We start from the raw sequence: 12,384 nt of genomic DNA, 5'->3' as shown, positions 1-12,384 counted from the left end.
TCTATCGCGCGAGCGGCTGATTGTACCCGGTTTCTCGTTCTCTGACGACGTCCCAGGTCAGTTCACACTCGCAGGACACCTGCTCGAACACCGATGGGTCCTGCCGGAGGTCGAAGTCCTTGATCGCCGTCTGGACTTTGTCGTCGCACTCCCCGCAGTTGTGCGCGCCGCGGTCGCTGCCGTGGCCGACGGGATCGGAGACGACGATGGCGTCAACGTCGGCGGTCGACTCCAGTACCTCGGCGACCGACCAGAGCCACGGCGGTCGGTAGCCCCCGTCGTGGTACAGGTCTTCGACCATCGTGTGGCGCTGGACGTTCGTGGGGTTCATCGACACCGTGTGGCAGGCCTCCACGTCGGCGCACCGCCGCACGGAGCGTTTCATGTCTGCGATGGCCTCCGGCTCCGAGAGGAACGGGGGCTTCATCAGCAGATACGCCTTGATGCCGCCACCGGCCTCCTGGGCGTGTTCGGCCGCGCGCTCGAACTCCGAGAACTCGAAGTACTTGTTGACGCAGTCCCGACGGACGCGGTCCGTCGCGGTTTCGAGGCCGATCGCGACGTCGGTCTCCAGGCCGTGCTGGGTGAAGTCCTCGATCTTCTCCAGCTCGACGAAGTCCGGCAGCGACTCGACGACGATGCGATCGCGGTCGGCGAACTCAGAAGCGATCGCCCTTCGAGTTTCGGCGGGGACCTCGCGTTCGTCGAGGAACGAGCCGGAGGTGTATATCTTGATGAGGCCGGACTGGTCCTCCGCATTCTCGGCTTCGTGCTCCAGACAGACGTCGATCTGTGCCATGAGGTCTTCGTGGGAGACCGACCCGCCCTCGACTGACTCGGCGACGTAGCCACACATCGTGCAGCCCCCGGCGCGGGCCCACCGGCAGCCGCCGGTGTTCAGGATGATGGTCAGCGACTGGTAGACGCCGTCGGGCGTGTTGTCCTCGTCGATCCAGACCCGCGTGGGTTCCCGCGGGTCGTAGGTCTCGTCCTTCCGGGAGCGGATCTCCCGCATCGCCTTGTTGTGGGCGTCCATCCCCTTCCCCTGCTCGTAGACGTCGGGGCTCGGCTTGCTCATTACCCCTCGCTATCGGCCCGAACGGTAAAGGCTCACCGTCACGGCTGCCGGCTGGACACACCCAGCCCCGGTCACCAGACCACGAGAGCCCAGTCCCCTATCTCTGGCATCCGTTCGTTCCAGCACTGTCGACGCCCCGGCCCATATTCGAACCCAGTTCAATTTTAAACTCCATTATTGTATGCAAAAGGGCTTTATACAATATAATTAAACTAGGGGCCGTCCGAGTGGTCGATCACTCGGGACAGGAGAGATAGATGGCAAAGTCAGCACACACGGAGACAGCGACGGACAGAGACCCGGAATCGGCGCTGGAAACCGCACGCCACCAGTTAGAGCGCGCGGCGGCACACGTCGACGTCGACGAGGGCGTCATCGAGCGCTTGAAACATCCCACGAAGGTGCTCAGCGGATCGATTCCGCTGGAGCGCGACGACGGGACCGTCGAGGTGTTCACGGGCTATCGCGCACAGCACGACGACGTGCGGGGCCCGTACAAGGGCGGTCTCCGCTACCATCCGGACGTGACCGAAGACGAGTGCGTCGGGCTGGCGATGTGGATGACCTGGAAGTGCGCGGTGATGGACCTCCCCTTCGGCGGTGCGAAGGGCGGCATCGTCGCCGACCCCAAGGAACTGAGCGAGGACGAGCGCGAGCGACTCACCCGCCGGTTCGCCGAGGAGATGCGCGACTTCGTCGGGCCGACCAAGGACATCCCGGCGCCGGACATGGGGACGGACGCCCAGACGATGGCCTGGTTCATGGACGCCTACAGCATGCAGGAAGGCGAGACGGTGCCCGGAGTCGTCACGGGCAAGCCACCGCTCATCGGCGGAAGCTACGGCCGCGCGGAGGCGCCGGGTCGGAGCGTCGCCATCGTCGCACGCGAGGCGGCCAGCTACTACGACATGGACCTCGACGACGTGACCGTCGCCGTGCAGGGCTTCGGGAGCGTCGGGGCCAACGCGGCACGCCTGCTCGACGAGTGGGGCGCGACGGTCGTGGCGGTCAGCGACGTGAACGGCGGGGTCTACGACCCCGAGGGACTGGCGACCGAGGAGATCAACGCACACGAGGAACAGCCGGGAGCCGTGACCGACGTGGAGGGAGCACGACAGGTCACGAACGCCGAGTTGCTGGAGCTCGACGTGGACGTCCTCGTGCCGGCGGCGGTCGGGAACGTACTGACCGAGGCCAACGCCGACGCCGTGCAGGCCGACATCGTCGTCGAGGGAGCCAACGGACCGACGACGACGGCGGCCGACCGCATCTTCGCCGAGCGTGACGTGGCAGTGATCCCGGACATCATCGCGAACGCCGGCGGCGTCACCGTGAGCTACTTCGAGTGGCTCCAGGACATCAACCGCCGTCAGTGGACGGTCGAACGCGTGCGGGAGGAACTGGAGGAGGAGATGCTCTCGGCGTGGGCCGACGTCCGCCGCGAGTACGAGGCGCGGGACGTGACCTGGCGCGACGCGGCGTACATCGTCGCGCTCTCACGCGTCGCCGAGGCCAAGAGCACGCGCGGGCTCTGGCCGTGACCGCACGCGAATAACGGTTATCGAACGTCGTCCCAGTCGTCGGAATTGCCCTCGTGGAGTTCGCCTCTGGCGTGCTGTTTTCGCGGCCAGATCGTGATGACGATCATGAGTCCGTAGAACACGCAGAGCGCTCCGACCACGACGACGCCCGGAATGTAGGCGATGCCGGCGGCGGCGAGCCACGTCTGTTCGCCGGGTGTAAACGCCGTGATCCGGAAGAGCCACGCGACGAGCAACACGCAGAGCAAGGCGAGGTACACGCGACGGAGCCGGTTCGAGAGCGCTTCGCGAAACGAGATTTTCGTCGTCGGCGTGCGGAAGTCCTCGCTGAGTGCGACGCGCCAGTCGTGGTCTTCGACCTCGCGCGTCGGGTCGAGCGCGTTCGCGAACAGGTTCTCCTGCAGCATCCGGACCCGCGTCCGATACACGTCGTAGTGCTGGTACCGCCGCGCCTCGATGCCGAGGAAGGTCGCGACGGCACCGACCCCGATCAGGAGGATGTAGTGTGGGTTGTCGGTGTTCGAGAACGCCCACGTCAAGATAGCTGCCATCAACGTCACCGTCCACTTGGTCGTCTCGTCGAGCCGCTGGCGCCACGTCGTGACGCGCGACATCTCGCCCCGGTAGAAGTGGGCCATCACCGATCCGAGCCCCGTGTTCTCGTCGACCATCTCCCGGCCGATCTCCCGCTGTTCCGGGGCGGTCGGGTCGATGTCGTCGCGGTTTGACTCGCTCATTCGTGAGACACTCACTAGCGTAAGGGGCCAGCGCTCGATAAGCGTCGTCCCTCGTCTCGCGCACGCCACACGAATAGCACAGAACAGGTCGGCAGCGGAATCGGTCGAGCGGTCGCAGAACGTCAGACGCCGAACGTGGTCAGTCGCCGTCGAAGGTGTGAGCCTCGACGTGCGAACTACCACTGGAGAGGCGCGACTGGACCACCAGGCCGACGCCCAGCAGGACCCACAGGAGGACGATGCCCCACTCGAAGGGCCACTGGAGCGCCGAGGGCGCGCCCGGCAGGTACATCCCGGTGAACCCGAGCGTGAGCGCGAGCGCCAGGACGCCGACGGCCTTCCCGGCCGGGAGCTTCAGCGGTCGGTCCATCTCGGGTTCGCGGACGCGCAGGACGAGGAAGGAGATGACGACCATCACCCACGCGACGACGATTCCCAGCCCGCCTGCGTTGACGATCCAGATGAGCATCTGTTCGCCGAACAGCGGCGCGAACACCGACAGGCCGCCGATGAGCGCGAGCGCTCGCGACGGGGTGTCGGTCTCGGGGTTGACGGTCGCGAGCGTCTCCGGCAGCATGCCGGACTCGGCCAGCGCGTAGATGGCGCGGCTGCCGCCGAGCAAAAAGGAGTTCCAGCTGGTGAGGATGCCGGCGATGCCCGCCAGCGCCATGATCTTCCCGATAGCGGCGCTACTGAACAGCGCCTCCATGGCGGCGGCCGCGGGCAGCGGACTCTCGACCAGCACTGACCCCGGCAGCGCTCGCCCGGAGGCCCAGATGACGAGGATGTAGAACAGCGCGGCGACCGACACGGACGCGACGATCAACAGGCCGAGCGTCCGTTCGGAGACGTCGGCTTCACCGGCTGCCTGGGGGATGACGTCGAACCCGACGAACATGAACGGCGTCATGATGGCGACGGTGAGCACGCCAGCCATCCCGGAGTCGGCGAACGGCGGCGTCGACGTCGAGTGGCCGTTGGCCACCGCACCGATGGCCAGCGTGATGCCCGCGAGGCCGATGACCACCGTCAGGATCGTCTGGAACTGCGCGGCCGGCTGGACGCCCTTGTAGTTCAGGTACGTCATGACGATCGCGCCGACGCCGCCGACGAGAACCCACGTCCCGTAGACGGTCTGGCCGGCGACCGTCCAGAGCGGGAGCGCGTTGAACCCCGGTACGACGTACGCGAGCGACGACGGGAACGCGACGACCTCGAAGACGACGACGCCGACGTACCCCAAGATCAGCGACCAGGTACAGATGAACGAGCCGATCGGTCCCAGTGCACGCATGCTGTAGACGTGTTCGCCGCCGACGAACGGCATCGCCGAGGCGAGCTCGCCGTAGATCAGCCCGACGACGGCGACCATGAACGCACCGAGGATGAACGCCAGGACCGACCCGGTGACGCCACCCTGGTCGATCCAATACCCCGACTGGATGATCCATCCCCACCCGACCATGGCTCCGAACGCCAATACGAACACGTCGCGCTTGGAGAGAACGCGCGAGAACTTTCCGTCCGTTTGTGTGTCATCCATATGCAGTCGTTTTCAGACAGATGTATATATCTTACTGAGTTCAGGAATTAAGCTATTATTTGAACTTAATCCAACAGTAGGCGCAATAGTCAGACATAGTTGATTATAATTGAGGCAAGTTACGCTAGCAACATCTCGTAACGAACGGGACGCAAAAGCTCGCTCGGTCGCCAGGGGAGAGGGTGTCAGCCGTCCAGGACGACGTTCTGGAGGGCAGCGTCGCCGTCGCGGAGCGCCCGGACGTTCGACGCGACGACGTCGGCCAGGCGCGGCCAGTGTTGCGGCGTGTGTCCGCCGGTGTGTGGCGTCACGAGGGCGTTGTCGAGGCCCCAGAGCGGATGGTCGGCCGGGAGCGGCTCGGGGTCGGTGACGTCGACCGCTGCACCGCGGATACCGTTCGTCCGCAGCGCCGCGACCAGCGCGTCCGTGTCCACGACGCCACCGCGGGCGACGTTGACGACGACGGCCGAGGGCTCCAGCGTTGCGAGCGCCTCGGCGTCGATGAGGTGTCGCGTCAGGTCCGTCAGCGGACACGCGAGCACCAGGTAGTCCGTTCGCGCGAGCGCGTCGTGGACGGCGTCGTACCCCAGTACCTCGTCGGTCGGTCCGCCCTTCTCGGGGGAGTGACGGACGCCGACGGTGTCGACGTCGAAGCCGGCGAGGCGGTCGACGACGGCCGTGCCGATCGACCCGAGGCCGACGACGGTGACCGTCGAGTCCTTGAGTTCCGTCGACTGGACGTGTTGCCAGACGCCACGGGTGTTGCGCTCCCAGCTCACGTGGAGTCGACGGGCGAACGTGAGCAGGTACCCCAGGACCTGTTCGGCGATCCCCGGCGCGTGGATGCCGCTGGCGTTGGTCACCGTCACGCCCCGGTCGGCGAGCGCGTCGCGCGGCAGGTGGTCGGTCCCGGCGAACGTACAGGCGAACAGTTCCAGGGCCGCGGCGCGGTCCAGCAGGTCGCGGTCGATGGCGTTGCCGGTCACGACCGTCGCGTGGCGGACGAGGTCGCGTTCGGCAGCGGGCGTCGACGCACGCGCGACCGTCCACGCCGGGAGTCGGTCGGCGAGTTCGTCGGCGTACGCGCGCGTCGAGAGCCCCTCGGTGCCCTCGCGCAACACGAGGACGTCGGGCGAGTCGGCCATTCAGTCCCCGGCGACGACGGGTTCTTCCGGAACCGTGCCGTCGTCCCGCCAGCCGCGGATGTCGTAGTACTCGTCGAGTGCGTCCTCGAAGCCGGGGAGCTCGTATGGGAGGCGGTCGTCGCCGCGGTCGAAGCCGCGCTGGTTGTTGAAGTGGCGTTCGAGGGTGACGACCTCGGCGCCGATCGACAGCAGCTCGCCGATGTCCCGCCCGAACAGGCCCTCCAGCCGGTCGTGGGTCATGAAGTCACGCGAGAACCGGCAGATGATGCCACAGTCCTCCAGGGCACGCTGGTTCTCCTGCTGGACGAGCAGTTCGGGTTTGCCGTCCAGTCCGTCGCGGCTGACGGCGTCCTCGTCTGAGACGAGCGGGTACTCGTAGGAGTAGATCACCGAGAACATGTGGTCCGCGCCGCGGTTGGCCGTGGCGTAGGAGAGCCCCTGGCCGTTGAGCGTGCGGCCGTCGTGGGCGGGGAACTCCATGCCCTTGACGGTCCAGTTTTTCACGCCGAGTTCGTCGTGGAACCGGTCGATTCCTTCCGCGAGCAGGTCGCCCTCCTCTTCGCGGTGGGCGATCTTCTCGACCAGGTCCTCGATGAGGTCCGTGTTCCCGAACTCGTCGTTGGCTGCGAGGTACGCCGACACCACGTCGCCGGCGCTGATCGTGTCGAGGCCGTAGCGGTCGCACTGCTCGTTCGAGCGCATCACGTCGACCACGTCGTCGACGCCCGCGTTCGAGCCGAACGCCATCACCGTCTCGTACTCCGGACCTTCGGTTTCGATGCCGGCGTCCTCGTCTTTCGTCGGGAGCTTGCACGCGAACGCGCAGGCCGAACAGGTTCCCTTCTTGTACTTCTTCTCCTCGACGGCGTCGCCGCCGATCGCGCCGGCGCTCTCGAAGGACGTCTCCTCGAAGTAGTAGCTCGGCAGCGCCTCGATCTCGTTGGCGTACTCCGTGACGCTGGTGGTCCCCTGGCGCTTCATGATGTGGTCTTCCGTCGCGGCTTCGCGGTGAACGTCCATTTGCAACGGCGGGATCTCGATCTCGGGTGCGGAGTCGCCGCTGAACGTGATCGCCTTGACGTTTTTCGCACCCATGACGGCGCCGAGGCCGCCGCGACCGAACGCGCGCGTCTCCGAGGTCATAATGCAGGCGAAACGGACCTCGTTCTCGCCGGCCGGCCCGATGACCGCCGTGTTGTCCACGTCGATCTCCGGCCGCTCGGTGAGCGCGGCGACGGTCTCGGGCACCTCTGCGCCTTCCAGTTCCGGGACCGGTTCGAACTCGACGCCGTCGTCCGTAACGTGGACGGCGACTAACTCGTCGCTCGCACCGTGGAACTCGACGGCGCCGTAGCCCGTCGCGGCGAGGTTGCGCGAGAGGAACCCGCCGGCGTTCGAGGAGAGCAAGCCGTCGGTCAGCGGCGAGACGCCGGTGCAGTTCGTCCGGCCGGTGAAACTCATGGTCGACGCCTGCATCGGCCCGGTGGTGAAATACAGGCGGTTCTCCGGCGAGAGGGGGTCGACGTCGAACGGGATCCGCTCGTGGGCGAGTTTGGTGGCTACGCCCCGGCCCCCGATGAACGACTCGAGGACGCCGTCGATGGACTCGGTGTCTGTTCGCTGGGCGGTCAGATCTATCGACAGAAGGTCGCCCACAGTGTGCAGCATTACGCAGGGTATGAGAGTGCTGGATATTAAATCCACGCCATCAGTAGAACTAAATCCGACTTTTAGCTCGATACTGAAACATCATCCGAAGCCAGTGACTGCCGGGGAGCGGCGTTCGTTTGCCACCCGAACCGCCGGTTTGCTGCGGGAGATGTTCAGTAATATGGCCATATATCGTACTCAATACAAAGATTTAGTATCTAGTAGAATTGTGTTCTACCATGGCTGTAGAACAGGCGTTCGACGAGCTCCACTTCGCACAGGAGCCGAGTGTCGAAACGGCGATTCCCGGACCGGAGTCGAAGAAACTCCTCGAGCGACAGCGCGAGATCGACAGCAGCGCCGTCGCCTACCCGAAGGCCGTCCCCATCGCCATCGACGAGGCGAAGGGTGCGACGATCCGCGACGCCGACGGGAACACCTTCCTCGACTTCTTCGCCGGCATCGGCGTCCTGAACGTGGGCCACTCGAACCCCTACGTGCTGGAGGCAGTCCAGGAGCAGACCGAGAAGGTCACTCACACCATCGACTTCCCGACCGAAGCACGGCTCGACCTGATCGACGCGCTCAACGACATCGCGCCGGGAGCGCTCCCGGACAACAACCGCGTCGTCTTCGGCGGCCCGACCGGCAGTGACGCCATCGAGGCCACCATCAAACTCGCCAAGTACAACACGGGCGGCGACGGCCTCATCGCCTTCCGCGGCGCGTATCACGGCGGCAGCGCCGGCGCGCTCAGCCTCACGGCTGGCAAGAAGTACAAGGAGGACTACGCGCCGATGCTCCCGAACGTCCACCACGTGCCGTATCCCTACGCGCACAAACAGGGACTGGACCCCCAGGAAGCCAAGGACCGCGCCCTCGAGAACGTCCGAGAACTCCTCGAAGACCCCTACAGCGGGTTCGCGAACCCGGCGGGGATCTGGGTCGAGCCGATCCAGGGCGAGGGTGGCATCGTCACCCCGCCGGAGGGCTTCCTCCCCGGTCTGAAGGAGATCGCCGAGAACAACGACATCCCGCTGATCGTCGACGAGATCCAGACCGGCTTCGGCCGGACCGGCGAGTGGTTCGCGAGTGACCACTACGACGTGACGCCCGACGCCATGCCGATGGCGAAAGCGATCGGCGGCATCGGGCTCCCGCTCTCGGGGACGATGTACCACGAGGACCTGGACACGTGGGAGGCCGGCGGCCACGTCGGCACCTACCGCGGCAACGCCCCGGCGATGGTCGCCGGCGTCCGCGCCATCGAGTACATCCGGGACAACGACCTGCTCGCGCACTCGCGCGAGGTCGGCAGCTACATCCGCGACCGCCTGCGTGAGTCCGCTGGCGTCAACGACCGTCTCGTCGACGTCCGCGGAAAAGGGCAGTTCACCGGTGCCGAGTTCGCCGACGGCGAGGACCAGACCGGCAAGGAACTCGTCAAGGAAATCCGCCAGGACTGCTACGAGCAGGGCGTGCTCGTCTGGTCGGCCGGCCGCCGCGGCAACGTGCTCCGCCTGATCCCGCCGCTCGTTCTCACCCAGGAGCAGGCCGCCGCAGGGATGGATATCATCTGCGAGTCCATCGAACAGCACGCGCCCTGACCGTCGTCACGTCCCCGCCTCACCGCGGTGTAGACATCCCGACCAGCATACATTTATATGCCCCCACTATCATTGGACAGTATTCAGAAGTCGCCCATGGACGAGAAAGACATTCGGATTCTGACCACCATCGCCAGAGACGGCACAGCGAGTCCGGATAAGATCGAAGACGCGACCGGTATCCCGAAATCGACGGTGCACTACCGGCTCAACCAACTTCGCGAGTCCGGCGTCATCAAAAACGACCTCTACGACATCGATCTGGACAAGGTCGGCCTCTCGATCACGCTCATCTCGGAGATCTGGGCGGAGTTCGAGGAGGGCTATCACGACACCGTCGGCGAGAAACTCGCCGCCGTCGAGGGGGTCAACCAGGTATACTTCACCATGGGCGACACGGACTTCGTCGCCATCGCCCACGTCGCCAACCGCGAGATGGTCGAGGAGCTCGTCGAAGACTACGAAGCCATCGAAGAGATCGAACGCACCTCCTCGAAGTTCGTCATCACCACAGTCAAAGACGAACAGAACCCGCTCAACGACTTCGAGGTCGAGACGCTCGTCGACGCGCTGGCAGAATGAGAAAAACGCGCTTCTCTCGAATCTGATCCGAACCGCCCCGGTCAGATGATGTCGTTCTCGTCCAGTTCGTCGATCGTGCCGTAGTCGTACCCGAACTCACGGAGGACTTCTTCGGTGTGCTCGCCGAGCAGCGGCGGGTGGCGGTCGATGGCAGTGGGCGTCCGCGAGAAGTGCATCGGACTGCCCGCCATCTCGACGGTCCCGATGGTCGGGTGGTCGACTTCCTGGTGCATGTTCCGGGCCTGGACCTGGGGGTTCTCGAAGACGTCCTCCATGTCGCGGACGCGGCTGGCCGGGACGCCGGCCTCCTCCATCCGTGCGACGGCCTCGGCGGTCGAATACTGTGCGAACTCCTCGTCGAGAATCCGATCGAGTTCCGACCGGTTCTCGACGCGATCGGCGTTGACCGCGAAGCGCTCATCGTCGATGAGGTCCTCGCGGTCGAGGCCCCGGCAGAACTTCGGCCAGAGGTTCTCGGAGGCCGTCGCGACGACGACGTAGCCGTCGCTGGTCTCGAACGCCTGGTACGGCGCGATGGTGGGGTGTTTGCTCCCCATGCGCCCCGGCGGGTCGTCGGTCGCGAAGTAGTACGACGCCATGTAGGTCATCCAGGCGACCTGGCCGTCGAGCAGGCTGACGTCGATCTTCTGGCCGGTGCCGTCGCCGAACTCGCGGTAGAACAGCGCCGCGAGGATGGCCTGGGTGGCGTACATGCCGGCACCGATGTCGGCGATGGCGACGCCCACCCTGACGGGCGGCCCGTCTTCCTCGCCGGTGATGCTCATCAGCCCGCCTTCGGCCTGCATCATGATGTCGTAGGCCGGGCGGTCCTTGTGCGGGCCCCACTCGCCGTAGCCCGACAGCGAGCAGTAGACCAGTTCCGGGTTCTCCTCGCTGAGGGTCTCGTAGTCGAGGTTCCAGTCTTCCATCTTCCCGACGCGGAAGTTCTCGACGAGGACGTCGGCCTCGCTGGCGAGGTCGCGGAACACGTCGCGACCCTCCTCGCTGGCGAGGTTCAGCGTCAGCGAACGCTTGTTGCGGTTGACGCTGACGTAGTAGGCGCTCTCGTCGCCGTAGGTCGGCGGGTGCCAGCCGCGGGTCTGGTCGCCGCCGTCGGGGCGTTCGATCTTGATGACCTCCGCGCCGAGATCGCCCAGTTGCATCGTACAGAACGGCCCGACGAGGACGCGCGAGGCGTCGAGGACGGTCAGTCCGTCGAGGGGCTGTTCGTCGCTGTCTGGGGTTTGTGCTTCGCCGGTCATGGATTACTCGAAGGCCGCGATGCCGGTGAGGTCCTGGCCGAGGATGAGCGAGTGGATGTCGTGGGTCCCCTCGTAGGTGTACACCGTCTCCAGGTTGGCCATGTGGCGCATCGGCGAGTAGTCGGCCGTGATGCCGTTGCCGCCGAGCATGCCGCGGGACGTCCGGGCGATGTCGCGAGCGACGTCGACGTTGTTGCGCTTTGCCATCGAGACGTGCTGGGGACGGAGGTCACCGCGCTCTTTGAGGTCGGCGAGTCGGTGGACGAGCAGCTGGCCGAGCGTGAACTGGGTCGCCATCTCCGCGAGTTTGCCCTGCTGGAGCTGGAAGCGAGCGATGGGCCCGCCGAACTGGTCGCGGTCCTTCGAGTACTGGCGAGCCTCCTCGAAGGCGTCGCGGGCTGCACCGAGCGCGCCCCAGGCGATGCCGTAGCGCGCCTGCGTGAGACAGGACAGCGGGCCTTTCATGCCTTCGACGCCCGGGAGAACGTTCTCCTCGGGGACGCGGACGTCGTTGAGTCCGATCTCGCCGGTGATCGACGCGCGGAGCGAGAGTTTCTCGTCGAGCTTGTTGGTGGTGACGCCGTCGCGGTCGGTCTCGACGAGGAACCCTCGCACGGGGTTGTCCTCGGCCGACCGGTCACGGCCCCAGACGACGGCGACGTCGCTGATGGGGGAGTTCGTGATCCAGGTCTTCGCGCCGTTGAGAACGTACTCGTCGCCGTCTCTCTCGGCGTGGGTCTCCATCGCGGAGGGGTTCGAGCCGTGTTCCGGTTCGGTCAGCCCGAAACAGCCGACGGCCTCGCCGGTCCCGAGTTTGGGCAGCCACTCGTCTTTCTGTTCCTCGCTGCCGTAGGCGTGGATCGGGTACATCACGAGCGCGCCCTGGACCGAGGCCATCGAACGCAGGCCCGAGTCGCCGGCTTCCAGTTCCTGCATCAGGAGACCGTAGGCCTTCTCGCTGACGTTGGGCAGCCCGTAGCCCTCCAGATTGGGCGCGTAAAAGCCCATCTCGCCCATCTCCGGGATGAGCTCTTTCGGGAACGTTCCCTCGATGTAGTGTTCGGCGATGTCCGGCTTGACCTCGTTTTCGACGAAGTCGCGAGCGCTCTGCTGGATGAGCCGCTCTTCGTCCGACAGGTCCGCCTCGAGTTGCACGTAGTCGAGCATTGAGTTGGACAAAAGACTCCAGTAACAATAGTTTTTCGGAGGTGATCCATATTTTCAAAATAATCTCGTATA

General features: G+C 65.6%; 10 protein-coding genes. 3 read left to right on the top strand and 7 right to left on the bottom strand.

Translation table 11 applies throughout. The annotated features are described in order from the left end of the window. Position 1: 1 nt before the first annotated feature. The gene (locus MU553_RS06805) at positions 2-1,078 is read right to left on the bottom strand and encodes an archaeosine biosynthesis radical SAM protein RaSEA (protein ID WP_247377026.1); all 1,077 of its coding nucleotides are present in this window, start codon (positions 1,076-1,078) and stop codon (positions 2-4) included. Positions 1,079-1,335: 257 nt separating this feature from the next. On the opposite strand from MU553_RS06805, the gene gdhB reads away from it, so the two are divergent. Then, the gene (gene gdhB, locus MU553_RS06800; protein ID WP_247377023.1) at positions 1,336-2,619 is read left to right on the top strand and encodes a glutamate dehydrogenase GdhB; all 1,284 of its coding nucleotides are present in this window, start codon (positions 1,336-1,338) and stop codon (positions 2,617-2,619) included. Positions 2,620-2,636: 17 nt separating this feature from the next. Here gdhB and MU553_RS06795 read toward each other — a convergent pair whose 3' ends face one another. The 4 genes from MU553_RS06795 to MU553_RS06780 form a co-directional block, all read right to left on the bottom strand. Beyond that, on the bottom strand, positions 2,637-3,356 hold the full coding sequence (locus tag MU553_RS06795) for a DUF2270 domain-containing protein (protein ID WP_247377021.1): 720 nt from the start codon (positions 3,354-3,356) through the stop codon (positions 2,637-2,639). Between the two features lie 139 nt (positions 3,357-3,495). Next, positions 3,496-4,899 (bottom strand): APC family permease, encoded by a 1,404-nt coding sequence (locus MU553_RS06790; RefSeq protein ID WP_247377019.1) that lies wholly within the window; start codon positions 4,897-4,899, stop codon positions 3,496-3,498. 185 nt (positions 4,900-5,084) lie between these two features. Beyond that, positions 5,085-6,044, bottom strand: coding sequence for a D-2-hydroxyacid dehydrogenase (locus MU553_RS06785; protein ID WP_247377016.1), 960 nt, complete (start codon positions 6,042-6,044; stop codon positions 5,085-5,087). Continuing rightward, entirely contained in the window at positions 6,045-7,712 is a 1,668-nt protein-coding gene (locus tag MU553_RS06780) for an aldehyde ferredoxin oxidoreductase family protein (protein ID WP_247377014.1), read from the bottom strand. 221 nt (positions 7,713-7,933) lie between these two features. Here MU553_RS06780 and MU553_RS06775 point away from each other — a divergent pair, with 221 nt between their 5' ends. Next, positions 7,934-9,301, top strand: a complete 1,368-nt coding sequence (locus MU553_RS06775) for an aspartate aminotransferase family protein (RefSeq protein ID WP_247377012.1) — start codon at positions 7,934-7,936, stop codon at positions 9,299-9,301. A 96-nt stretch (positions 9,302-9,397) separates the two neighbouring features. Beyond that, complete coding sequence (locus MU553_RS06770) at positions 9,398-9,883, top strand: Lrp/AsnC family transcriptional regulator (RefSeq protein ID WP_247377010.1); 486 nt, start codon at positions 9,398-9,400, stop codon at positions 9,881-9,883. 41 nt (positions 9,884-9,924) lie between these two features. On the opposite strand, the gene MU553_RS06765 is transcribed toward MU553_RS06770, so the two are convergent. Both MU553_RS06765 and MU553_RS06760 read right to left on the bottom strand, forming a co-directional pair. Next, complete coding sequence (locus MU553_RS06765; protein WP_247377008.1) at positions 9,925-11,145, bottom strand: CaiB/BaiF CoA transferase family protein; 1,221 nt, start codon at positions 11,143-11,145, stop codon at positions 9,925-9,927. 3 nt (positions 11,146-11,148) lie between these two features. Beyond that, complete coding sequence (locus MU553_RS06760; protein WP_247377005.1) at positions 11,149-12,312, bottom strand: acyl-CoA dehydrogenase family protein; 1,164 nt, start codon at positions 12,310-12,312, stop codon at positions 11,149-11,151. Positions 12,313-12,384 lie beyond the last annotated feature (72 nt).

The sequence above is a fragment of the Halorientalis brevis genome, from assembly GCF_023077655.1.
The sequence above is the reverse complement of the archived record's forward strand: the minus strand, read 5'-3'. Positions and strand labels throughout refer to the sequence as shown.

Coding starts and splice junctions, on each gene's coding strand:
- MU553_RS06780 (WP_247377014.1), bottom strand. CDS start 7,712: ATGCTGCACACTGTGGGCGACCTTCTGTCGATAGATCTGACCGCCCAG.
- MU553_RS06775 (WP_247377012.1), top strand. CDS start 7,934: ATGGCTGTAGAACAGGCGTTCGACGAGCTCCACTTCGCACAGGAGCCG.
- MU553_RS06760 (WP_247377005.1), bottom strand. CDS start 12,312: ATGCTCGACTACGTGCAACTCGAGGCGGACCTGTCGGACGAAGAGCGG.
- MU553_RS06785 (WP_247377016.1), bottom strand. CDS start 6,044: ATGGCCGACTCGCCCGACGTCCTCGTGTTGCGCGAGGGCACCGAGGGG.
- MU553_RS06765 (WP_247377008.1), bottom strand. CDS start 11,145: ATGACCGGCGAAGCACAAACCCCAGACAGCGACGAACAGCCCCTCGAC.
- MU553_RS06790 (WP_247377019.1), bottom strand. CDS start 4,899: ATGGATGACACACAAACGGACGGAAAGTTCTCGCGCGTTCTCTCCAAG.
- MU553_RS06770 (WP_247377010.1), top strand. CDS start 9,398: ATGGACGAGAAAGACATTCGGATTCTGACCACCATCGCCAGAGACGGC.
- MU553_RS06795 (WP_247377021.1), bottom strand. CDS start 3,356: ATGAGCGAGTCAAACCGCGACGACATCGACCCGACCGCCCCGGAACAG.
- MU553_RS06805 (WP_247377026.1), bottom strand. CDS start 1,078: ATGAGCAAGCCGAGCCCCGACGTCTACGAGCAGGGGAAGGGGATGGAC.
- gdhB (WP_247377023.1), top strand. CDS start 1,336: ATGGCAAAGTCAGCACACACGGAGACAGCGACGGACAGAGACCCGGAA.